The following is a 23,323-nucleotide window of genomic DNA, read 5'->3' on the forward strand; positions in this document are numbered from 1 at the left end:
TTTGCTGCCCCTTTCATTTTTCATACGCACAGTTTGATTCTGTATTTATCTGCCACCATTACCAGCGACCTGATTATAATGCGTACCTTTCATTCTTTTCTACAATGATACGAACCTTGCCGTCCTCACCGGTGTAACAGGAATCTGCCCTGATCGTATCTCGGCTCTCAACGATGCAGTTCTCGATCCGGACATTATCGCCCAGATAAACATCATTGAGGATCACGGAATTCCTGATCACACAGTTGTTGCCTACGTAAACATCCTTGAACAGCACAGAATTCTCAACTGTACCATTGATGATGCATCCGCTTGCAACAAGACTGTTCTTTACGACTGCTCCCGGATTGTACTTCGCCGGTGGAAGGTCGTCGATCCTGGTCTTGATTGCCGGTTCCTGTTTGAAGAAATAGTTCCGGATCTCCGGCTGCAGGAATGCCATATTGGTCCGATAATATGCTTCCGCAGTAGAAATATTGCTCCAGTATGTATCTATCTTATAGCCGTAAATTCGTTTGAGGTTTTTGTAACGGATAAGGATATCATTTACAAAATCATGTCTGCCTTCCTGGGCAGCGCGCTCCAGAAGCTCGATCAGCTGGCGGCGCCTGATGACATAAATGCCGGTAGAGATCGTATTGTAATTGGATACGATCGGTTTCTCTTCGAATTCTTCGATCCTGCAGTCATCATTCATGCGGACCACGCCAAAACGCTCTACTTCACTCTGGTCCTTACATGTCGTACATACAACAGTGATGTCTGCACGTTTCGAAATATGGAAATCCAGAACCTTGTTGTAATCCATCTTGTAGATACAGTCGCCGGATGCGATCACAACATACGGCTCATGGCTTTTCTTGAGGAAATCAATGTTCTGGTAAATGGCATCTGCTGTTCCCTGATACCACAGGCTGTTGTCCTTGGTGATCGTAGGGGTAAATACAAAAAGTCCTCCCTGCTTACGGCCGAAGTCCCACCATTTGGAGGAACTTAAGTGTTCGTTGAGGGATCTTGCGTTGTACTGGGTCAGTACGGCAACTTTCTGTACGTGTGAATTTGCCATATTGCTCAGTGCGAAATCTATACTGCGGTAACTTCCGGCTACCGGCATTGCTGCGATTGCTCTCTTGTCCGACAATTCCCGCATACGGCTGTTGTTGCCGCCTGCAAGGATAATCCCGATTGCCTTCATGACTGCTCACCATCCTTTGCTTTGATCACCTGTCCACTCTCAAGAATTCCGTTCGGATAATCCTCCGCTGCAGTAATTCCTGAAATTGCAGTGTTTCTTCCTATCTTAACATTGTCCGGTATGACGCTCTGCTCTCCGATCGTAGCAAGTCCGAACGCATAAACTGCAGGCTTGAGGACGTTCTTCGCCTCTTCTCCGCATCCAATGATAACGTTATCGCCAACGGTGACATCCTCTGCTATGATCGCCTTGTCCAGAACGGAGTTCTCTCCTATTACAGTGTTCCTCATAATGATGGAATCCTTCACAACCGTTCCCTTGCCGATCACGACATTCGGTCCGATGACGGAATGATAGACCTCTCCGTAGATCTCCGTGCCCTCGCCGATCAGACAGCAGTCTGTCACTGCATCCGCTGCGATATACTGAGGCGGGATAATATCTCCCTTGGTATAGATCCGCCAGTATTCTTCATAAAGATTGAACTCCGGAACAATGTCGATCAGTTCCATATTGGCTTCCCAATAAGATCCCAGAGTTCCAACATCCTTCCAGTATCCACTGTATTCGTAGGCAAAAAGTCTCTGCCCCTTGTCCTTACAATAAGGAAGGATATGCTTGCCAAAGTCACAGTTGCTCTGTGCCTTAAGTGCGATCAGAGCCTCCTTCAGCACAGGCCAGCTAAATATGTAAATTCCCATAGAAGCCAGATTGCTGCTCGGCTTCTCCGGTTTCTCCTCGAATTCCTTCACACGTCCTGTCTCGTCAGTCACCATGATGCCGAAACGGCTTGCTTCCTCCATAGGGACAGGCATACATGCAATTGTGATATCCGCTTTGTTTGCCTTGTGGAAATTCAGCATGATCTCATAGTCCATCTTGTAGATGTGGTCGCCGGAAAGAATCAGCACATAATCCGGATTATACTGCTCCATGTAATCGAGATTCTGGAAAATCGCATTTGCTGTTCCGGTGTACCATTCGCTGTTGTCGCTCCTCTCATATGGAGGCAATACGGTCACACCGCCCTCATTCCTGTCCAGATCCCACGGGATTCCGATTCCGATATGTGTATTCAGACGCAATGGCTGATACTGCGTCAAAACGCCCACTGTGTCAATGCCTGAATTAATACAGTTACTCAGCGGAAAATCAATGATACGATATTTTCCCCCAAAGGCGACCGCTGGTTTCGCTACCTTAGCTGTCAATACTCCAAGTCTGCTGCCCTGACCGCCAGCCAGCAGCATGGCGATCATCTCTTTCTTAATCATGCACTCACCTCTTGTTTTGTTTGATTTTTTAATTATACCATACTCATCAAGATTAGTGAGCATTATTTACAATTTTTTTGTGTAAACTTTGTGTTTTTTATATTTATTGCACACGTTTTTTGTGTTACGAAAAAACGTCGCATTACTTTTTATGTGAGTTCTGCACAATTTTTCGACATTTTATTGTATATTTTTTCATCCATCAAACTTAGACTTTTCATTTCCACCCTCAAGGGGTATAATATTAGCGTAACTGTTTCGTATTTTCACAGTTAATAAATTAAGGAGATTATCATTATGTATCAGATAGACTTTCATAAACCGATCGCCATCCATTTCATTGGTATTGGCGGAATCAGCATGAGCGGACTGGCTGAGGTCCTTCTGGAAGAGGGATTCACCATCTCCGGCTCTGACGCGAAGAAAAGCCCGCTGACCACTCTTCTCGAGGAAAAAGGGGCTACCCTCTACTACGGACAGCGTGCTTCCAACATCAAGGACTCTGTTGACGTTGTTGTTTACACAGCAGCCATCCATCCGGACAACCCGGAATTCGCCTGTGCAAAGGAGAAAGGCATCCCGATGCTCACCAGAGCGCAGCTTCTCGGACAGATCATGCGCAATTACGACACCCCAATCGCAGTATCCGGAACTCATGGCAAGACTACCACAACTTCCATGATCTCCCACATTCTGCTCAAAGGTGAATGCGACCCGACCATCAGTGTCGGCGGTATCCTTCCGGCGATCGGCGGAAATATCCGTGTCGGTCAGTCAGAGACTTTCCTCACCGAAGCCTGCGAGTACACCAACAGCTTCCTGAGCTTTTTCCCGAAGATCAGCATCATCCTGAACATGGATGCGGATCATCTGGATTTCTTCAAGGATATCGATGACATCCGTCATTCTTTCCGTAAGTTTGCAGAACTTCTTCCGGCAGACGGTGCACTCATCATCAACGCAGATACTCCGAAATACGAGGAGATCGCGAAGGATCTTCCATGCAAAGTCATCACCTACAGTCTTGAGAAAGAAGCCGACTACACAGCCGACAATATCACATACGATGAATTCGGACATGCTACTTTCCGCGTACTCCATAACGGTGAGCCGATCGGAACCTGCACTCTCCGCGTTCCGGGAATCCACAATGTTTCCAATGCGCTGGCATCCATCGCCTGCGGACAACTTCTGGAACTTTCCAACGAAGTGATCTTTGAGGGACTTAAGGACTTCACAGGAACAGACCGCCGTTTCCAGTACAAGGGACAAATCGGCGGCGTTACGATCATCGATGATTATGCACATCATCCGACAGAGATCGAGGCAACTCTCCATGCAGCAAAGAATTATCCACACAAAAAGATCTGGTGTGTTTTCCAGCCGCATACTTATACACGTACCAAGGCTCTGCTTCCGGAATTTGCCAAGGCTCTTTCCCTGGCAGATCATGTCGTTCTTGCTGATATTTATGCAGCCAGAGAGACTGATAACCTCGGAATTTCCTCCGCAAACCTGCAGGAACTGATCTCTGAGATCGGTACTCCGTGCGAATATTTCCCGACTTTCGACGAAATCGAGAACTTTTTGCTTGAAAATTGTACACAGGGTGACCTGTTGATAACTATGGGGGCCGGAGACGTTGTAAATATTGGAGAACAGCTCCTCGGCAAGTAAGTTATCCACATTATCCACATGCTTATACACATTTTGGACGGTGTATAGCATGTGGATTTTTATTGCCCTGGAGTGTTTACATAAGTGTATGTGGAAACCTGCAAAAATGCGCTGATTTGCACGTTTTATCGACATTTATCATGGTTGCAGATAATTTTATCCCAATTTCACTTTCCACATTATCCACATTATCCACATTTTAGTGTGGAAATCTTTTACCGAAAAATACCCTATTCTCTTTTGAAAAAGGTTGTGCTATAATCCAATTGTTCCAGACTGCCGCTGTTTCGGCGGCATTTAACCGGAATTTTTTCTTGGAAAGTGAGCGATATTTCATGGCAATGATCACCTTACAAAACTCCTCCATGACGGAGATCACGATCTTATCGAACACATTTATCGACAATTATATGCCGGAGGCAAACGGGGAATTCGTCAAAGTGTATATCTATCTTTTGCGTTCACTCTCCAATGCTCCGGTTTCTTTCAGTCTGGAGCAGATGGCAGACCGTCTGCTGTGCACAGAGAGGGACATCCTCCGTGCGCTGAAATACTGGGCAAAGCAGGAGCTCCTTGTCCTTGATTTCACAGACAGTGATAAACTCTGCGGGATTGCACTGCTCTCTCCGGATAAACATACGGAGAATGCGTCTTCTGTCTCTGCTTCTGTGGAGACCGTTTCCACCGTAGAACAGCCGGCCATTCAGGCTGCATCAGCTCCTTCCGCCGCTGTGGAACCTTCTGTTCCCACTGGCAAAGCTTCTTCTGACAAGAAGCAGGAACTGACCCCTGAGCGTATCCGCGAGCTGAAGCAGAATGAGGAGATCATCCAGATCCTTTATATCGCAGAACAGTACCTCGGCAAGACGCTCTCCCCTACGGAGAGCCAGAAGCTGCTCTTCTTTTATGACGGGCTTGGCTTAAGCGCGGATTTGATCGAGTATCTTCTTGAATACTGCGTCAGCCACAATCACAAGAGCATCCGTTACATTGAGAAGGTTGCCATTGCCTGGGCTGAGGAAGGCATCACTACTGTCGAGCAGGCGAAGCGTTCCAATTCACGTTATAATAAGGAATATTTTACGATTCTCAAGGCGCTGGGGATCACGAACCGTAACCCGGTTGAGACAGAGATCACGCTTATGGATACCTGGCTCAAGACGTATTGTTTTTCCATGGAGATCATCCAGGAGGCATGTAACCGTACCGTTCTCCAGACCGGACAGGCAAGTTTCCAGTACACGGACAAGATCCTCGAGGGCTGGAAGAAGAAAGAAGTCAAAACTCTCGACGACATCCGTTCTCTGGATGATGAGCACCAGAAACGCCGCCAGAGCAAGAAGGCTGCCTCCAGGAAACCGGCCGCACCTGCTTCCAATAACCGTTTTAACAATTTCGAACAGAGAGAATATGATTTCAGCGAATATGAGAAGCATCTGCTGAATCAGTAAGCTTTTTACACATAAGGAGAAAAGCGTGGCTTTACAGAATTTTCAATATGATACCATCATGAGAGAATATAGCCGCCGTCAGTCAGAGGTCCAGCGAGCCCTCGAGGAGCGGCGCAAAGAAGCGTATACACGAGTTCCCAGACTCCTGGAAATCGACCAGGAAGTCGCATCTTTGAGTGCCCGTAAGGCCCGTGCATTGCTTCTCGGACAGCCGGCTTCCATCGAGGAACTGCGCGAGGAGGTTGCTGCGCTTGCCAATGAGCGGATCTCTCTTCTCAAGGCAAACGGGTTTCCTGCGGATTACCTGAAACCGCATTATTTCTGCCATGAATGTCAGGATACAGGATATACTGACGGTCACCGCAAATGCGCCTGTTTCAAAAAAGCAGAGATCGAGCTTCTTTATACACAGTCAAATCTTACAGAGATTCTCAAAAAAGAAAATTTTGAGCACTTTTCTTTTGACTGGTATTCTGATACAATAAAAAATGAAGCAACAGGATTAACTGCCCGCCAGACAGCACAGCGGGCTTACGATACCGCCTGGAACTTTGTGCAGGATTTTGACTCCCGCTTCCAGAATCTGTTTTTCTATGGCAGCACCGGTGTAGGCAAGACTTTTCTTTCCCACTGTATCGCCAATGCACTTCTGGAGAGTTCTCACTGTGTTTTGTATTTTTCTGCGTTTGATCTGTTTGACAGCATGGCTCAGACAGCTTTTTCCAGAAAATCCGAAACCGACCCCGGCGAAAATTTTATCCTGGACTGTGATCTACTGATCATTGATGATCTGGGTACGGAGCTGACCAACAGCTTTGTGTCCTCGCAGTTATTTTTGTGCATCAACGAGCGTATTGCCCGGCGTAAATCCACGGTCATTTCAACGAATCTGACGCTTGAGGATTTCTCAGCCACGTATTCCGAGAGAACTTTTTCCCGGATCGCGAGCAACTATCAGATGTTGAAACTGATCGGCAAAGACATCCGAATACAGAAAATATTTTTAGGAGGAAAATAAAGATGGCACAGTTAAACAACAAGGAACTGACTACACTTCCAGTAGGAAGACTGGGACTCATCCCTCTGGAAAGCTGTCGTCCCCTTGGCGAAAAGGTCAATGAATGGCTTGTTAAATGGAGAAACGAAAGAGACCACGCAGAAATGCAGTCCTTCGCATTTGAAGGATATCAGCGCGATTCTTACATTGTCGATGTCAAAACTCCTCGTTTTGGCTCCGGTGAAGGTAAGGGTGAGGTCAATGAATCTGTCCGTGGTGATGATATCTATCTTATGGTAGATGTAACCAACTACAGCCTGACTTACCGTATCAGCGGATTCACCAACCTGATGTCTCCGGACGACCATTTTCAGGATCTGAAACGTGTGATTGCAGCGATCGGCGGCAAAGCACGCCGTGTCAATGTCATCATGCCGTACCTTTATGAGAGCCGCCAGAGCAAACGTACTGGCCGTGAATCTCTGGACTGTGCATCTGCACTCCAGGAACTGACCGGAATGGGCGTAGAGAACATCATCACTTTTGACGCACATGATGCGCGTGTACAGAATGCTACTCCGCTTCATGGTTTTGAGACCATCCAGCCGGCTTATCAGTTCATTAAGGCTCTTCTTAAGAACGAAGAGGGACTTCATATCGACAATGACCATTTCATGATCATCAGCCCGGATGAAGGAAGTATGAGAAGAGCGATCTACCTTGCCAACGTCCTCGGTGTTGACATGGGTATGTACTACCGCAGACTGGACTACACCCGCAAGGTAAACGGCCGTCATCCGATCGCAGCTTACGAGTTTCTTGGACCGAAGCTCGAGGGCAAGGACGTTATCCTGATCGACGATATGATCTCCTCCGGATACAGTATCCTTGAGATCGCATCTCTCCTCAAGAAACGTGGTGCAGGCAGGATCTATATCTGCACAACCTTCGGCTTCTTTACAGACGGACTTGAGAAGTTTGACGATGCTGCAAGAAACGGAATCTTTGATAAGCTTCTGACCACCAACCTGATCTATCAGACTCCGGAACTTCTTGCGAAGCCATACTACATCAGCTGTGATATGAGTAAGTATATCGCCCTGATCATCGACACTCTGAACCATGATATGTCTGTCAGCCACCTGCTGAACCCGGCAGACAGGATCAAGCGCTGCGTGTCCAATTATATGGCTCAGTATGACGAGAAATAATATCTGATTACATTTTTTCTTCCATAATAAATACCCCGCGGGGAGGATGTTTCTTGCATCTTCTCTGAGGGGTATTTGAATTTATAAGTATATTAGTTCTGATCTCCTGCAAGCTTCTGGATCGTGGACATTGCCAGATTAAGGGAATCGATCTCTATCTCCTCTGCGATCGGAAGGTATGTATAGTCTTCGACTTCCTGGTACTCTTCCATCAGGTTTGACAGGCTGATCTCCTTTTCTTTGATTGCTTCATCGAGATCATCTTTGCCGGACTGTAAGCGGTCCTGACGCGCAAGGAAACGCTTCTTGACTCTCCGACGCTTCTCAAGCTCACGGATGGTTTTCATATTGAAAAAGCCTTCCAGCAGCACGAGGCAGATTCCGGCTGCGGCTGCTACCAGTGCCAGCATCGTTTCTTTGAAATGTACGCCAAGAATGAGTGCACCTGCCAGAAACAGAATCAATGTTACACAGATTCCGGCTGCCTGTATCTGATTTCTGCGTTCCAGCTGTTGAATACGTTCTTCCGAAAATCCCTCTCCGTGACCTCCATCCAGTCTGCGTAAAGAATCCTCCTGCGCGCGCATTTCAATTCTCTCTTCCTCCAGTTCATGAAGTTCCCTGTTCATATGGTCAATAGAGGTACGGATCTTCTGTTTCTCAGCAAGATTCTCTTTCTTCCGGCGTTCTACCTGCACCTGATAACCCTTGCGGGACATCTTGAGCATCTGTAAAATGCGTCCGAGATCCTTCTGTTCTGCGTCCTGCATAACACGCCCGTTTACAAGCACAGAAGCATTCAAAAGGGACTGCAGGCCGTGATAAAGTGCCTTGTCCTCTACGACAGGTCTGCTGCCGCTATCTGCAAACTGTTCGATATAGTCCCCGATCAGGGTTCCCTTATATTGTTCGTGCAGTTTCTCAAGATCATATGCCGGACGGGACTCGTCCAGAACTTCCACGATATTTCCCATTGTTTTGAGGCGTTCTGCGAGAAGAAGGCTTCCCGGGGAGCGGGTTCCCTGTATGATGATACGGTAGATATTTTTTCCGCCACGCTTCATGATCTCGTTACGCAGCATTTCCTCCAACGTATGCTGTGTAGAACCTTCTTTGACTGTCAGAAGAAGATTCTGGTAAGAACGGCTGGCAAACGGTACGAAGTGCGTCCTTACTTTACCTTCACCGTAGGTTCCTTCTATATATCCATGCTCTCCCAGGTCATTCCTGTCGATCGGCTCCAGCGCACCGGAATACAGCATCCAGTCCTTGAACGGTGCCTGCTGCTGGTGCTTATGTCCAAGTGCAATATAATCAAATCCACCGTCTGCCAGTTTACGGAAATCCATCGGGATATGCTCAGTATCTCCACCATGCGCCATCAGAACGTGAAATCCTCTTTTATCGGATTTCTTCCAGCCATCATAAAGTGCTTCGTGAATCTCCTTATGTTCGTAACTCAGACCATATACATAGACGTTTTTCTCCGGAATCTCAATACAGGTATGGCTCTCTCCGTCAAAAAATGATACATTCTGATTCCATTTGAATGTCCGGTAGAAAGAATCCTTCCTCATATAATCGCTGTCTCCGGCCATAAGAAAGACTCTGGTCTGACTGATCGTGCCAAAAAGGTCATTTATCTCTCTCAGTTCGCTTAGAAGAGGCTGTCGATGAAAGAGATCTCCGGCTATAAACAGCAAATCCACCGGGCTCTTGCGTATTGTCGCAATCACCCGGCGGAAAGTTTCCCAGATTTCTTCTTCCCGCTCGCGACTCCACGGGCAGCCTCGATCCGGCACTGCCCCCAGGTGTACATCTGCAAGATGAATAAATCTTATCATTTAATTACTACTCCTTATAAATCACAGTTATTTACAGTTCTCGGGAACGGGATCACGTCACGGATGTTGCCCATTCCTGTCAGATACATTACACAGCGTTCGAATCCAAGTCCGTATCCGGAATGACGGGTAGAACCGTATTTACGGAGATCCATGTAGAACTGATAATCCTCGGCTTTGAGTCCGAGTTCATCCATACGGGATTTCAGTTTCTCGTAGTCGTCCTCTCTCTGGCTTCCTCCGATGATCTCTCCGATTCCAGGAACAAGGCAGTCCATAGCTGCAACGGTCTTGCCGTCGTCATTCAGTTTCATGTAGAATGCTTTGATCTCCTTCGGATAATCTGTAACGAATACAGGTTTCTTAAAGATCTGCTCTGTCAGATAGCGCTCATGCTCTGTCTGAAGGTCGCATCCCCAGAATACTTTGTAGTCGAATTTGTCGTTGTTTTTCTCAAGAAGCTCAATTGCTTCTGTGTAGGTTACATGACCGAATTCGGAATTTACTACGTGGTTCAGACGATCCAGAAGTCCCTTGTCGATGAAGGAATTGAAGAAGTTCATTTCTTCCGGAGCGTTCTCAAGTACATAACGGATCACGTATTTGAGCATTGCTTCTGCGAGATCCATGTTGTCGTTGAGGTCTGCAAATGCACACTCTGGCTCGATCATCCAGAACTCAGCAGCATGACGTGTGGTGTTGGAGTTCTCTGCACGGAAGGTCGGTCCGAAGGTGTAGATGTTGCGGAATGCCTGTGCATAAGTCTCGCCGTTGAGCTGTCCGCTTACAGTGAGGTTTGTCTCCTTGCCAAAGAAGTCCTTGCTGTAGTCTACAGTTCCGTCCTCGTTCAGCGGCGGGTTCTTCATATCCAGTGTGGTTACCTGGAACATCTCTCCTGCACCCTCACAGTCGCTTCCTGTGATCAGTGGTGTATGAACGTAAACAAATCCTCTCTCCTGGAAGAATTTGTGGATCGCATAAGCGCACAGGGAACGTACACGGAATACTGCCTGGAAAGTGTTTGTTCTCGGTCTTAAGTGTGTCATGGTTCTTAAGTATTCAAGAGTATGGCGTTTCTTCTGAAGCGGGTAGTCCGGTGCGGATGCGCCTTCTACCTGTACTTCCTCTGCCTGGATCTCAAACGGCTGCTTTGCTTCCGGTGTCGGAACGAGGGTTCCTTTGACGATGATGGCAGCACCTACGTTTAATTTGCTGATCTCAGCAAAATTCTCCATGGTGTCGTGATATACGATCTGAAGTGTCTCGAAATAGGTTCCGTCATGAAGGACGATGAATCCAAATGCTTTGGAACCACGGACGCTGCGGACCCAGCCTCCTACTGTCACTTCCTGATTCATATATTGTTCTCTGTTTTTGTAAATTTCTCTTACAGTTGTAAGCTTCATAATCTGTTTCCTCTCTGTCTTTCATTTCTCATCCAATTGATTTCTAGTATAGACTATTCGTCTGATTCCTGCAAGGAGTAAATATGAGAGATTACGGGATTTCTTATGATTCCCAGAGAAGAGTATCTGTAAGTTTATATCCGTCTGTCATATCGTAGGAACTGATGCCGTTTTCTGTAACAAGATAAAACGTATCTGAAATATAAATGCCTCTCATGGTGCGGTATTCCGTATTGGTGAGTGCATCGTCAAACAGACCGCTCTGTGTGATGTTCAGGTATGCTCCCGGAACAAAACCGTCTTCTTCGCTGTAGGAAAGAAGTCCGTAGTAATACTGTTCTTCTGTGTGGTAGTAGTCTCCTGTGCCGCTGTTCTTATACAGTCCGTAGGCAAAACCGAAGAGGTTTTTGTCCGGGGATGCCAGGATCGCGCGGTAATTGGAAAGCGCATCGCAGATGGATACATTCTTGAGAACAATGCGGTCAATCTCTTTGACATCGGAAGGATCTGTGATGTCGAACATGGAGCATTTCAGACCTTCGATGCTGCCTGTGTCGGGATCTGTCTCCCAGCCGATACCGAGCAGCTTGTTTTCTCCGTAGAAATGGAGGTATTCGGAGAAGCCGGTGATCTTGAGTTCGCCGATGATCTTCGGTTTCGTCGGGTCAGAAAGATCTGCTGAAAACAGCGGGTCTGTGTTTCTGTAGGTGACAAAGTATCCGGTATCTCCCATGAAACGGGCAGACTTGATCTCTTCGTTATCGGCAAGGTTCTCGATCTTGCCAATGGTTTTCATGTCTGCATCAAGGATATAAAGTCCGTTGGTTCTGGTATATTCGCTGTAATCTTTGTTCCAGCCTGCGGTTGTTGTAACCAGGCGGAGGTTTCCGTTATATTCATCCATGGAAAAACTATTGTTGAGTTCTCCGGATACGGAACCGGTGCTTCCTTCTGTAAAAAAGCCATCCTCATAACCGATGCGGACGATCTCCGTGCGCGGTTTCGTGTCGGATGCGGTCCAGTCGGAAACAGCAGAATAGATGTTGGATTCGCTTACGTAAAAAGTCTCTGCGCCGCTGACAACTGCCATGCTGTCTGTGATCTGATCCGGGTTCTCATCGGAGACGGAGGATGCTACCAGATAGTTTTTGCCGTCATAGGTGTAGTCTGTTGTTTCTTCGGCTGCCGGCAGGTAGATGTGGTCGTATGCGATGTACTCGTCATCAATCCTCGGAATGTATTTTACTTTTGCATCGACCCCGTCTGTGGTGTCCGGGGAGTAGGAAGTAAAGAGATAAAGATTCCCGCCATTTCTTCTGGAAGAAAGGTATGTGCCGTCCTGCTGGCAGGTTCCTGTCTGTTTCGGATTCTCACGGTCGGAAATGTCATAGGTGTCGATGGAGACCGTTGTCACCGGGACGCTGTAGCTGGCGCGGACGGTGTTGGTGTCGGTGTTATCTGTTTCGCTGTCTTTATCGGTGTTCTTATTAGCTTTACTGTCGCTGTTATTCTGTGCGTTGGTTTCCTGGTCGCCGCTGTCAGATGAAGAAAGGTTGATATCTCCTTTATAAGTAATATATGTCTCCTGCTGGCGGATCACCTGGAGGCTGTCGCCGTTTAAATACATTTCCATATAATCGGCATTACGGTCGCCGGAGATCTCGCTGACCAGTTTCATGGAAACGGCATCTACGATACGGATATCACCCCTGCTGTTCATCGCATAGATGTAGGTCCCGTCTGTCTTGACAATGTCTGCCTCGTCAACGTTTTCTTCCTGTGTATTGGTTGTTGAATGGTCGGTGGATTCCTGCGATTCATCATAGGTAAAACCGGAGTCAATATCAGACGGATACATTGCCGCGGAGGAGTCTTCCGTGGCAACAGCATCTGCGGTGCTTTCGCTTACCATATCTGTCTCTGCATCAGATGAATACAATTCAATTCCTCGTGCACCGTCTGCTGCGTTCCAGTTGTTGCTGTCGCTCTGCCATTTGTGCAGGATCTCATATAAAGATTCATAGCTCTCAGCATGTGCGAGACCTGTGATTGGAGGTGTGGCGATTTTTTCCTTACCATCAGCCTTGCTGTCCTGCTGCCCGGTGCTTGATATATCTGTTTCATCTGTTGTTTCTGTTACATTTGATGTATCCGATTTCAGGGCTGCCTCATCTGCCTGTAATTCTTCCCCCTGCTCTGCGCTTTCCTGACTCTCATCTGCGCTCGCAGTTTCTTCCTGTGCAGCCTGCTTCTTCGCTTCCTCGATCTGTTTCTTCGTCTCCGGATCTTTCATGAGCCGCGGTGCCACGCCAAACGCCGCCGCTCCCAGCACAACGACCGCTGCCGCCGCTATCATATACTTTTTATTGATAACCGGCATCTTACGTTCCGGCTGCTCCTCCTGCACCGGCTCCCTGCGGATCGAACTTTTCCACTCCGGGATCTCCTCCTCACCAGAGTTATCCACCGGCGGTGTCGCCTGCATACGCTGGTCTGTGGATTTCTTCTCAAACTTTGGCTGTTTCTGCTTCTTATCTTCTGGTTTGTTCAGATCATCTTTCATAAAGTCACCTCTCCTCATGATTTCTGTTACTGCTTCGCCCTGTTTCCGTTATTATAAGTTTACCCTGTGCCATTTATTTATATTAGTGCTATTGTACCATATCATTCCCGCTTATCTGTAAAATTTTTTTGTTAAAAGAATATAAACAAAAGGGGCCTCAGCCTGTCACAGCCGAAGTCCCTCTCGTGGAAACTGTTATACTAGTGTTCTTATAAAGTTTCGATAAATCTCATAAACGCCTCTCTGCCTTCCGGTGTACATTTGTAGACGCCGGCATCTTCGAGAACATGGGTGAAGACGATCCCAACTTCTTTCTGAAGGATCCCATGAACGTTGTCCTTGTTGATGTTGTCATATTTCGGCAGGAATTCTGCTGCCCAGGCAGCGTGTTTCTCGATTTTTTCGTTGGAAGCGATATCCTTGCCTTCGAGAATGTATTCCTCGAGAAGTTCCAGCTCTTCTTTCAGTCTCGCCGGAAGAACTGCAAGTCCCATAACCTCGATCAGACCAATGTTTTCTTTCTTGATGTGATGATACTGAGCATGCGGATGATAAACACCAAGAGGATGCTCCTCTGTTGTGATATTGTTTCTCAGTGTCAGGTCAAGTTCATACATATCGCCGACTTTACGCGCGATCGGAGTAATCGTATTATGCGGCTCTCCATCTGTCTCTGCAAAAACAAATGCCGCTTCATCGGTGTATCCTCTCCATACTTCCAGCACATGAGTCGCAAGATCCACCAGACGGTCAGAATCTTTGTGACGGATACGAAGTACAGATAACGGCCATTTCACGATTCCAGCTTCCACATCCTCAAATCCCGGAATGGTCACATGTTTCTCGATCGGAGCTTTTGCCATGGCGAAAGTGTAATGTCCACCCTGGAAATGGTCATGGCTCAGGATAGAACCGCCAACGATCGGAAGGTCTGCATTGGAACCAAGGAAATAATGCGGGAAAAGTTTCACAAAATCAAACAGCTTGATAAACGCATTTCTCTCGATCTTCATCGGTGTATGCTGGCTGTTGAACACGATGCAGTGCTCATTGTAATATACATATGGAGAATACTGGAATCCCCACGGTGTATCGTTGATCGTGATCGGAATGATCCTGTGGTTCTGTCTTGCCGGATGGTTTACACGGCCTGCATATCCCTCATTTTCCGGGCACAGAAGGCATTTCGGATAACTGCTTGCCTTGGCATTCTTTGCTGCAGCGATCGCCTTAGGATCCTTCTCCGGCTTGGAAAGGTTGATGGTGATGTCGATATCCCCGTATGGGCTCTTAACTTTCCATTTCTGGTCTTTCTTAACACGATAGCGGCGGATATAGTTGCTGTCCTGGCTCAGTTTGTAGAAATAATCCGTTGCTTCCTGCGGGTTCTTCTCATATCTGTCCCAGAACTCCTTCTGAACCTGTGCCGGACGCGGCATCAGGCAGTTCATAAGTCTTGTATCAAAAAGATCACGGTAGACAACACTGTCCTCGATCAAACCTCTTTTGACCGCCTCATCCAGAAGCTCGTTCAAAGTTTCTTCCAGATCTACATCAGCAGCTTTTTCTTCCGGTTCCACGAATTCATCCTCATGAAAAACATCAAGAAGAAGGTTGATCGTGTAACTGCGCTCACATTCTGGTGTAAGTCCTGACTCAATTCCATACTGTACAAGTTTTGCAATACTGTTACTTAACATATGTGTTGTCCCCCTGTCATTTTGTGGTGTTTTTTAACAACTTGTTTCCATTTATTTCTGATCAAGATACGTGATAAACACATTTCCTGCACTCTGGAACAGTGCTGTACTGTCATTCATTCCATATGGCTTCACTTCTCCTGTAGACGGATCGAGCAAATAGGTATTGTACTGATCATATCCAACGATCACAACACTGGAATCTGCACCGGTCTTGGCGATCACGGCACGCTGTGCACTGACCTCGTAAAGCACATTTTCCAGAGAGCATCCACTGAGATCGACAACCTTTGCACTGTCACCCAGACCATTCTGAAGATTCTGAACATCCAGAGAAGCTGTCCGGATGATTTCCGGAATGTCCGTAGTATTCAGGGTAAGCTGTGTCTTCATATTTCCACGCTCCCATACATACTGCTGTGCACGGTTCAAAACAACTCCTGTCTGTTTGTCAGCACGCTGGACTGCTTTTGCCGGATCTGTCCAGACACTGTCCAGACCGCCTCTGGCATATACATAATAAACTTCCTCTGTGGAACTCTTGTCTACCTGGATATCTACAGTCTTCTCACCGACGCTGCTCACCTTCGCATAAAGAACCAGCGGCTCCTCTGCTGACGGTGAATCATCAAACGTAAGCCGGACGATCACACCCTGGCGGGTTGAGCTTGTCTGCTCCGCACTTGTCAGATCCGTTGAAGTCGTGTTGTTGTTCATGATATTGTCTTTTTTGACAGCTTTGTAAATATCGCCGTTTTTCTGCAAAAGATTAAATTCCATCAGCGTTGATCCAACCGTCACACCTGCCACATACAGTCCATCCTGGTGATACTCCTTCTTTACCGTGCCGTCAAAGCCTTCGATACGGAAAGTCGAAATTCCATCTATATCGTAGCCGTTCGCATTCGGCAGTGTATCTCCATCCAGAACGATTCCATAAATGATATCCTCATTCATAAAACCAAGAAGAACCAGTTTCTGTGCTGTCTTCGGAGCGATCATCCGGGTTTCCATGGTATCAAAATCAATCATTTCGATCTGGCCTGCCTGATCCCCGCTCTTAATCTTCCATGCTGCATGTGCATTTGTTGCAGAAACTCCGAAGTCATCACTGTCAATGTGATCACCCAGAACTTCATAGGTATTTTCATTAATATTAATGCTATAGAGATTTCCTGAAATCAGAAGGAATAACTGGTTATTCTGGTTTACATAAGATAATGTTCCAAGATCTTCTTTCAGGAATTCATAAGACTCCGTACACGGAATAAATACCTGCTCTTCAATCACACTCTTGTCGTTGTTGTAGTGGTAAATTCCGACACCGCTGTAGCCCTCATGCGCTCCGCGGTTCATATATCCATAAACCATGAAATCAACATCGCCGTTGTCCGCGACATCCAGAATCGTGATATCATGCTCTACCCGCGCGTCACGAAAATCACTGTTTTCATTCTTGCGGAAGGTAAAAATCTCCACAAACTTACCGGTATCCGGTGCGTAGCTCCACAGATCTCCATTCTGCGTAAATGCAGTCACACTTCCCTCTTCGTTCGTCATGTAATCCACATTTTTGCTCCGAACTCCCAGAATAAGCCCACTGTTACTGATCACAGAACGCGACGGGGCAAAAACCTGCGTTGCAGAACGCTCAAAATCCAGAAGGCGGATTCTTGTCTCGTCATATCGCATTCTGTAAAAATCTGTTACAAGATAATATTCGGCGTTTCCATTTTCATCCGGTGCCGTGATCTCATATTCAACAGAAATACTGGCTGTTGTTTCATTGATATCCTTGATGATCGGAATTCCCGCCTTGGATAACTGCGGATTCAGATTTCCCCAGATGATATCAGCAAGCGGTGAATTGATATTCAGCCCGGCAAAATTCCTCGAAGAAGCACTGTCTGACGTTTCCATATAAGCTGCCAGATTATCTGCCTGGTCTTTATCGAGGCTCATCTGTACGAAGTCACTCGCAAATTTCGCATACTGCTCGGTATACGTTGCAGATCTGGAAACTACCCTTGTATAGTAATAGACATCACCATGATTCGTCGAAAGCGTGATCTGAAAAGAATATTCCTGATTCATCAGAAGCCCGGAAGAAATCTCGATCTCTGTCCTTAAATATCCATCAGAACCTGTCTCCAGGTTCTTGATCGTGCGGTTTTCCATGACCTTGCTTCCATCAGAAGTCCGGATCTCGTAAGAAAGATTTCTGACTTTCGCATCATATGGATTTACTGCAAGTGTTAATTTCTTTGTCGTATCCAGAGGTGTTACGCTGTCCCTGACAAAATCCGTCTCCATAGGCTGTTTATATCCGTACATGCGGTTCGTGAGTGTATCTCCGAACTGCACCATTACCTCCGGTAAGGTGGAATCATTCATATCTGAACGGTCATCGGTTGTCTCACTGTTCATAAGAAATGAGGTTCCTGCCACTCCAAGCACAAACACAACAAGAAGGATCAAAAACCGTTTGAGAAAATTTTTCATAGTTTTTGTGCTCCCTTCTCTGTCTGGATGCCCTGCGGATAGAGAAGTTTCTCAAGTATGAGATCTGCGTGAAGTGCCTCTGTCATCTCTGCAAGGCTGTCTGTGGACTGTTTCTTACCGGTCTTGACCGCACGGATCAGAAGATTCTTCGGCGTGTGCTCCATATCGATGAACTCAAGGATCTGTGTACGGTACCCCTTCGATTCAAGAAGTTCCGCGCGGATTCCGTCTGTCAGGAGCGCGGACATTCGTTCTTTGAGGATTCCATATTTGAGAACCGGTTTGAGAAGTTCGTTCTGGATCTTGTCGTTCAGCTCATGCTGGCAGCACGGCACGGAAAGGATGACCTCTGCCCCCCACTCAACCGCCTTGGCAAGTGCATAATCGGTTGCCTTGTCACAGGCATGAAGTGTCACGACCATATCCACCTTCGTAACGCCGTCATAATCTGCGATGTCCCCCTGCAGGAAATGCAGTTTCTCATAACCATATTTCTGTGCGAGTCCGCTGCATTTCTTAATTACATCTGTCTTGAGATCCAGACCGATGATGTTGACATCATAACCCTTAAGTTCTCTCAGATAATAATACATGGCAAAAGTAAGATACGACTTACCGCAGCCAAAATCCAGAATCGTGATCTCCCGCTCTCTGGAAAGTGCCGGAAGGATATCCTCGATAAATTCCAGAAAACGGTTGATCTGTTTAAATTTGTCATAAGAGTGCTGGTGGACTTTGCCCTGCGCATTCATTACGCCGAGATCCACCAGAAATGGGACTGGTATTCCTTCTTTGAGGATATACTGCTTTACCCTGTTGTGTGCCATGATCTTCACCGGTTCCAGTGCCGGATGCTGTTTTACTTTCATGGTCTGTTTACCCTTCTTGCTGACAAGAACGGAAGCATCTTTGCGCTGTCCCTGTATCTGAAGCTGGGAAAAACCGTCTTCGAGGCAGTCTGTAATGTAGGCAGTCACTTCCTCATGTGTGTAGTTCTTGTGGATGGCTTTCTGACCGACTGTCGCAGTTGCCTGATAACAGACAGTTCCTTTGATCTCCACAGGACGTATACGCACTTTGGACGGGACATCGGCATCTTTTTTGCGCTGTCCGCTCAAGACCGCCAGCATCATTTCCTGGTCAAACTGTTCCTCCAAAAATTCCTGTAATGTTTTCATATTTTACTGTAAATTCTTTCTATCTATATAAACCATAGTTCCTGCGTCTTCTGCATCGTCTGCGGGAGATTTCCTGGCAGAGAAGGACCTGGATGAGATCATCCATAAGGCTGTCTGGTACACCCTGGGCTGCCGTTTCACCTTCTACCTGCGTGCGGATCTGCCTGCACAGCTGATGCAGCATAAATTTATCCGGATATTCGTCATAAAGTCTGCTTCCTTCGTAATCCAGAAGCTGGCATTCTTCCTCCACTTTTTCCTGGATCCTGCCTGCTGCCTCGGGATAATAAGATTTCATCAGCGCAAACTCCTGCTCCTGTATCCGTTCCCCGTCATAAAGAGCGGGATTGGCATATGCTACATAGAATGGAAAAAATCTGTCGTAGTACATAAGTTTCTCCTGTTTTTCCCACTATCTATAATAGTCTATGCACTTAGGTCTGTAGTGTGCGTTTTCAGCCAGAAATCAGGCGATTTCAACCGTTACTGTTCACGGCTGCTGTGAGCAGTAACAATCAGCCCTGGATCTGATTCAGGATGCGAAGTGTCATCTTGACACAGTGTTCTACTGCCATTGCCTCAAAAGTCGGGTAATCTACTTCTGCGCTTCCGTCTGCTTTGTCAGAGATCGCGCGGACTACGAGGAACGGAACATTGTTGAGGTAAGCAGCCTGTGCGATCGCTGCGCCCTCCATCTCTACTGCATAAGCATCGAACTGTTTCACAATCTCGTCCTTGACTCCCTGATCTGCCACGAACTGATCTCCGGATGCGATACGTCCCTCAAAAACTTCGATATCCGGGTTCACATCTCTGCATGCCTGTACGGCAAGTTTACGCAGAGCCTCATCACTCTTGAAGGAAAAAGTCTCCATCTGCGGGATCTGTCCCACCGGATATCCAAATGCAACTGCGTTCATGTCGTGATGTACAAGGTCTGTGGAGATCACAAGGTCTCCGATGTTGATATCAGCATTCAGGCTTCCTGCGATACCGGTGTTGATGACAACTTCTGCGTCAAAATCGTCGATCAGGATCTGTGTGCAGACTGCCGCATTTACCTTGCCGATCCCGGAGCGGACTACGACTACGTTCTTACCCTCAAGAGTTCCTGCATAAAATTCCATGGAGGCTTTGCGTGTGATCTCTACGTTCTCCATACGTGCTTTCAGTTTCTCTACTTCTACTTCCATTGCGCCGATGATACCAATACATCTCATAATAGTTATTCTCCTCTGTGTGTATGTTTTATCTGTAAAAAATTTCTTTATATTTTATCAAACCAGTAGCTGCCCATTCTCTATGGCAGTTTTTTATTATATCACTGGCTATTCTGCTTTCAGTAAACATTTCGTTACTGTTTTTTCATTATAACAAAACTTCAGATTATATGGAAACTTTTTTTGCTTTCTGTTATAATATTAATTCGGCAGGGAATTCTGCCGTAAATGTTGAATTCAAAGGAGGATTTTACTATGGTATACAAGACATCTGGTGTCTGTTCCAGCGCCATTTCATTTGATATTGACGATGCAGGAAAGGTTCACGACGTGAAATTCCAGGGCGGCTGCTCCGGAAATACACAGGGTGTTGCCAAACTCATCGAGGGAATGGATGCCAAGGAAGCGATCAGCAGACTGGAAGGAATCCGTTGTGGTTTCAGACCGACTTCCTGCCCGGATCAGCTTTCCAAAGCATTAAAACAGGCATTAGGAGAGGCATAAAAGCCTCTCCCTTTTGCATTGCATATCGAGGAGGTGCCAGTGACACCTCCGCTGATTTATTATGTTTATAAAATTGTTCTGTGTATCAGATATCATCTCTGTCCCATTTATCACACAGCGACTGGATATCTCTCGCAAAGCGGTCGAGGTCTTTGTTCGGAATGCCCTCGCTCTTGCGGATAACGGACATAAGGCGCTGTCCCATGGCAACCAGTTTCTGGAATGCTCTTGCGGCTTTGCTTGCCTTCGGGGAAGCGGAAGCCTTAGTGATGCGGATACCCTGTGCCTCATAGATGCAGTTGTTTGCCTTGAGGTCGTAGATCGTACCGCTGAACGGAGCCATGGAGTCCAGTCCCATCTCATCATGCAGACGGCGGGCAAAAATCTCTGTCACTTCGTCATCGCCGTGTGTTACAAATACTTTCTTCGGCTTATCGCCAAAAGCTTTGATCCAGTCTATCAGACCGTTGACATCGGCATGACCGCTGATTCCCGGCATCTGGCGGATCTCTGCGCCTACATGGACAGTCTCACCAAAAAGCTTCACGTCCTCGGCACCCTCGAGCAGTGCTCTTCCCAGCGTTCCGATCGCCTGATATCCTACAAAAAGTATCGTATTTCTTGGATCCCATAAGTTATGTTTCAGGTGATGCTTGATTCGTCCTGCATCGCACATACCGCTCGCAGAAATGATCACCTTGCAGTCCTCATCATAGTTGATGGCTCTGGAGTCATCGCTTGTGATGGATGTACGGAGTCCCGGGAACATCAAAGGGTTGATTCCCTTCTGGACCAGTGCGATCGCTTCTTCATCGAAGCAGTCATACTGATGTTCATTAAAGATCGTCGTCGCCTCATTTGCCAGCGGGCTGTCGACATAGACCTTGAAGTTGCCATGTCCTGTGACACGGTTTTCTTCCTTGATCTGCCGGATAAAGTACAGCATTTCCTGTGTACGGCCGACCGCAAAAGACGGGATGATAACGCTTCCGCCTCTGTCAAACGTATGCTGGATCACTTCTGAAAGGATGGCAACATAGTCCGGACGTTCCCCATGGCTTCTGTCACCGTAAGTGGATTCCATGACAACATAATCTGCATCGTGGAGGTAAGTCGGGTCCTTGATTAACGGCTGATGAAGGTTTCCGATATCTCCTGAGAAGACGATCTTCTCTTCCTCTCCGTCCTCTTGGATGGTCAGCTCAATGCTTGCTGATCCGAGAAGGTGTCCTGCGTCTACAAACCGAACGGAAATCCCTGGTGCCGGGGTAATTGTTTTTTCGTAGGGGCATGGTACAAAATTCTGTATTACACCCATGGCATCTTCCATCGTGTAGGCAGGTACAAATTCCGGTTTACCCTGACGGCGTCCCTTACGGTTACGCCATTCTGCCTCGAACATCTGAATATGCGCGCTGTCACGGAGCATGATATCGCAGAGATGACAGGTTGCCTGGGTCGCATAGATCGGACCCAAAAAGCCTTTCGCATAGATAGCGGGCAGGTTTCCGGAATGGTCCATATGCGCATGTGTCAAAAGAACGAAATCCAGGTCTCCCGGATTAACTGGGATTTCCTGATTCTGATAATAATCCGGTCCCTGTTCCATACCGCAGTCTACCAGAAACTTCTTACCTGCTGCTTCCAGATAATAACAACTACCAGTTACTTCGTGCGTCGCCCCAATAAAGGTAATCTTCATGTGCGAACCCCCTTTTTCTGACAATTTTTCCAATACATTCTAGTTGTAATTATTATACACGATATGGCAAGTTTTTAACAGTCTTTAGATGCAAAAACGGGATGAAATTTTTATAAATTTCACCCCGCTTCTGTGTATGTTGTTTGTATGTATGTTGTATGATGTTGTTTTTGCCGATCCGGAATATTTCTCCATGCAATCGGCGATTGCAAGCACTTCGCGTCAGCCGGAAGGTAATGGATGTTTACACTTTTTTCGTTACGTTCGTATGCTGACATCCCGCTGACCGCACCTGTGCTTCGCTATTCAGTTGTTGATTTTATTGCAAATATTTCTCTTTTTCTGCTGGTCGGTAGAAATTATTTCACCATGATACCCTGTGTCAGAGTAGATGTTGATTCTTTCAAGCCTCCATTGCTCGCTGCATGGTAGCCACGAACGCGATAGTAGGTGCCGCTTGGAACTGCAACGTCTAAGGTTCGCTGCACATTTGTTGTATTATTGCCTGTAAATTCCCAATATTTATATGTTCCATAACTACCATTTACTTTGCGTTCCAAATACAATGATAAATACACCTTACTACAGCTTTTATGGCACTGTGTTAAACCATAAATGGCTATTTCATTGCTGGCTATTTTCTGAATTTTTATAGTCCCATAACCTAGATTTGTTCCGCGAAGCAGGCTATAGCTAGTATCTTCTGAAAAATCTTCCATTGTTTCCTCATCTGTGAGTTCAACGTCATCCGTTTCTTCACTCAAAATTGCATCCATGAGGTTGTCAGATTCCGCAAATACCGGCTGAACACTTCCTGCCAGCAGCATTCCTGCCGTCAGTCCTACTGCCATCATCCGTTTCCATGTTTTCTTCTTTACTGTTTTCACTTCCTTTCTGTC

General features: G+C 46.7%; 17 protein-coding genes. 5 read left to right on the forward strand and 12 right to left on the reverse strand.

Features of this window, described 5'->3' with window-relative positions; genetic code table 11:
• Positions 1-73: 73 nt before the first annotated feature.
• Entirely contained in the window at positions 74-1,195 is a 1,122-nt protein-coding gene (gene glgD, locus DXC01_RS10940; RefSeq protein ID WP_022214005.1) for a glucose-1-phosphate adenylyltransferase subunit GlgD, read from the reverse strand.
• Positions 1,192-2,469 carry a glucose-1-phosphate adenylyltransferase gene (locus tag DXC01_RS10945; RefSeq protein WP_022214004.1) on the reverse strand — a complete coding sequence of 426 codons (1,278 nt, stop codon included), beginning with the start codon at positions 2,467-2,469 and terminating at the stop codon, positions 1,192-1,194. Before DXC01_RS10945 ends, glgD begins: the two co-directional genes overlap by 4 nt.
• A 297-nt stretch (positions 2,470-2,766) precedes the next feature.
• On the opposite strand from DXC01_RS10945, the gene murC reads away from it, so the two are divergent.
• The 4 genes from murC to DXC01_RS10965 all read left to right on the forward strand — a co-directional run bounded on the left by murC (position 2,767) and on the right by DXC01_RS10965 (position 7,805).
• Positions 2,767-4,146, forward strand: a complete 1,380-nt coding sequence (gene murC, locus DXC01_RS10950) for a UDP-N-acetylmuramate--L-alanine ligase (protein ID WP_118252143.1) — start codon at positions 2,767-2,769, stop codon at positions 4,144-4,146.
• Between the two features lie 335 nt (positions 4,147-4,481).
• On the forward strand, positions 4,482-5,597 hold the full coding sequence (locus DXC01_RS10955) for a DnaD domain protein (protein ID WP_118698899.1): 1,116 nt from the start codon (positions 4,482-4,484) through the stop codon (positions 5,595-5,597).
• Between the two features lie 25 nt (positions 5,598-5,622).
• Positions 5,623-6,615 (forward strand): ATP-binding protein, encoded by a 993-nt coding sequence (locus DXC01_RS10960; protein ID WP_118698900.1) that lies wholly within the window; start codon positions 5,623-5,625, stop codon positions 6,613-6,615.
• Positions 6,616-6,617: 2 nt separating this feature from the next.
• Positions 6,618-7,805 (forward strand): ribose-phosphate pyrophosphokinase, encoded by a 1,188-nt coding sequence (locus DXC01_RS10965; RefSeq protein ID WP_022214000.1) that lies wholly within the window; start codon positions 6,618-6,620, stop codon positions 7,803-7,805.
• 92 nt (positions 7,806-7,897) lie between these two features.
• Here the strand turns inward: DXC01_RS10965 and DXC01_RS10970 are convergent, their stop codons facing one another.
• From DXC01_RS10970 to DXC01_RS11005, 8 genes are all read right to left on the reverse strand, one after another.
• On the reverse strand, positions 7,898-9,649 hold the full coding sequence (locus tag DXC01_RS10970) for a metallophosphoesterase family protein (RefSeq protein ID WP_022213999.1): 1,752 nt from the start codon (positions 9,647-9,649) through the stop codon (positions 7,898-7,900).
• Between the two features lie 14 nt (positions 9,650-9,663).
• Positions 9,664-11,055, reverse strand: a complete 1,392-nt coding sequence (asnS, locus tag DXC01_RS10975) for an asparagine--tRNA ligase (protein WP_118698901.1) — start codon at positions 11,053-11,055, stop codon at positions 9,664-9,666.
• A 103-nt stretch (positions 11,056-11,158) separates the two neighbouring features.
• Positions 11,159-13,618 (reverse strand): beta-propeller domain-containing protein, encoded by a 2,460-nt coding sequence (locus DXC01_RS10980; protein ID WP_243111607.1) that lies wholly within the window; start codon positions 13,616-13,618, stop codon positions 11,159-11,161.
• A gap of 209 nt (positions 13,619-13,827) precedes the next feature.
• Positions 13,828-15,318, reverse strand: coding sequence for a UDP-glucose--hexose-1-phosphate uridylyltransferase (gene galT, locus DXC01_RS10985; RefSeq protein ID WP_118698902.1), 1,491 nt, complete (start codon positions 15,316-15,318; stop codon positions 13,828-13,830).
• A gap of 51 nt (positions 15,319-15,369) precedes the next feature.
• A complete protein-coding gene (locus DXC01_RS10990) occupies positions 15,370-17,820 on the reverse strand; it encodes a hypothetical protein (RefSeq protein ID WP_118698903.1) in 2,451 nt (816 codons plus the stop codon).
• Positions 17,817-18,998: a class I SAM-dependent methyltransferase gene (locus DXC01_RS10995; protein WP_118698904.1), complete on the reverse strand. Its 1,182-nt coding sequence runs from the start codon at positions 18,996-18,998 to the stop codon at positions 17,817-17,819. The genes DXC01_RS10990 and DXC01_RS10995 overlap by 4 nt, the downstream gene beginning before the upstream one ends.
• Before the next feature lie 19 nt (positions 18,999-19,017).
• Positions 19,018-19,389, reverse strand: a complete 372-nt coding sequence (locus tag DXC01_RS11000) for a hypothetical protein (protein ID WP_022213993.1) — start codon at positions 19,387-19,389, stop codon at positions 19,018-19,020.
• Between the two features lie 124 nt (positions 19,390-19,513).
• Positions 19,514-20,218: a 5'-methylthioadenosine/adenosylhomocysteine nucleosidase gene (locus DXC01_RS11005; protein ID WP_022213992.1), complete on the reverse strand. Its 705-nt coding sequence runs from the start codon at positions 20,216-20,218 to the stop codon at positions 19,514-19,516.
• 255 nt (positions 20,219-20,473) lie between these two features.
• On the opposite strand from DXC01_RS11005, the gene DXC01_RS11010 reads away from it, so the two are divergent.
• Entirely contained in the window at positions 20,474-20,722 is a 249-nt protein-coding gene (locus DXC01_RS11010; protein WP_022213991.1) for a TIGR03905 family TSCPD domain-containing protein, read from the forward strand.
• A gap of 85 nt (positions 20,723-20,807) precedes the next feature.
• On the opposite strand, the gene DXC01_RS11015 is transcribed toward DXC01_RS11010, so the two are convergent.
• Positions 20,808-22,424 carry an MBL fold metallo-hydrolase RNA specificity domain-containing protein gene (locus DXC01_RS11015; RefSeq protein ID WP_118252147.1) on the reverse strand — a complete coding sequence of 539 codons (1,617 nt, stop codon included), beginning with the start codon at positions 22,422-22,424 and terminating at the stop codon, positions 20,808-20,810.
• Positions 22,425-22,783: 359 nt separating this feature from the next.
• Positions 22,784-23,311, reverse strand: coding sequence for a DUF6147 family protein (locus DXC01_RS11020; protein WP_243111608.1), 528 nt, complete (start codon positions 23,309-23,311; stop codon positions 22,784-22,786).
• Positions 23,312-23,323: the final 12 nt, after the last annotated feature.

Source organism: Blautia sp. OM07-19 (assembly GCF_003481595.1).
GTDB classification, from domain to species: domain Bacteria; phylum Bacillota; class Clostridia; order Lachnospirales; family Lachnospiraceae; genus Blautia_A; species Blautia_A intestinihominis.

What these genes read in the sequence shown, in the direction of transcription:
- asnS (WP_118698901.1), bottom strand. Translation starts at nt 11,055, where the DNA reads ATGAAGCTTACAACTGTAAGAGAAATTTACAAAAACAGAGAACAATAT.
- glgD (WP_022214005.1), bottom strand. Translation starts at nt 1,195, where the DNA reads ATGAAGGCAATCGGGATTATCCTTGCAGGCGGCAACAACAGCCGTATG.
- DXC01_RS11000 (WP_022213993.1), bottom strand. Translation starts at nt 19,389, where the DNA reads ATGTACTACGACAGATTTTTTCCATTCTATGTAGCATATGCCAATCCC.
- DXC01_RS10965 (WP_022214000.1), top strand. Translation starts at nt 6,618, where the DNA reads ATGGCACAGTTAAACAACAAGGAACTGACTACACTTCCAGTAGGAAGA.
- DXC01_RS10990 (WP_118698903.1), bottom strand. Translation starts at nt 17,820, where the DNA reads ATGAAAAATTTTCTCAAACGGTTTTTGATCCTTCTTGTTGTGTTTGTG.
- DXC01_RS10970 (WP_022213999.1), bottom strand. Translation starts at nt 9,649, where the DNA reads ATGATAAGATTTATTCATCTTGCAGATGTACACCTGGGGGCAGTGCCG.
- DXC01_RS11015 (WP_118252147.1), bottom strand. Translation starts at nt 22,424, where the DNA reads ATGAAGATTACCTTTATTGGGGCGACGCACGAAGTAACTGGTAGTTGT.
- murC (WP_118252143.1), top strand. Translation starts at nt 2,767, where the DNA reads ATGTATCAGATAGACTTTCATAAACCGATCGCCATCCATTTCATTGGT.
- DXC01_RS10995 (WP_118698904.1), bottom strand. Translation starts at nt 18,998, where the DNA reads ATGAAAACATTACAGGAATTTTTGGAGGAACAGTTTGACCAGGAAATG.
- DXC01_RS10955 (WP_118698899.1), top strand. Translation starts at nt 4,482, where the DNA reads ATGGCAATGATCACCTTACAAAACTCCTCCATGACGGAGATCACGATC.
- DXC01_RS10945 (WP_022214004.1), bottom strand. Translation starts at nt 2,469, where the DNA reads ATGATTAAGAAAGAGATGATCGCCATGCTGCTGGCTGGCGGTCAGGGC.
- DXC01_RS10980 (WP_243111607.1), bottom strand. Translation starts at nt 13,618, where the DNA reads ATGAAAGATGATCTGAACAAACCAGAAGATAAGAAGCAGAAACAGCCA.
- DXC01_RS11005 (WP_022213992.1), bottom strand. Translation starts at nt 20,218, where the DNA reads ATGAGATGTATTGGTATCATCGGCGCAATGGAAGTAGAAGTAGAGAAA.
- galT (WP_118698902.1), bottom strand. Translation starts at nt 15,318, where the DNA reads ATGTTAAGTAACAGTATTGCAAAACTTGTACAGTATGGAATTGAGTCA.
- DXC01_RS11010 (WP_022213991.1), top strand. Translation starts at nt 20,474, where the DNA reads ATGGTATACAAGACATCTGGTGTCTGTTCCAGCGCCATTTCATTTGAT.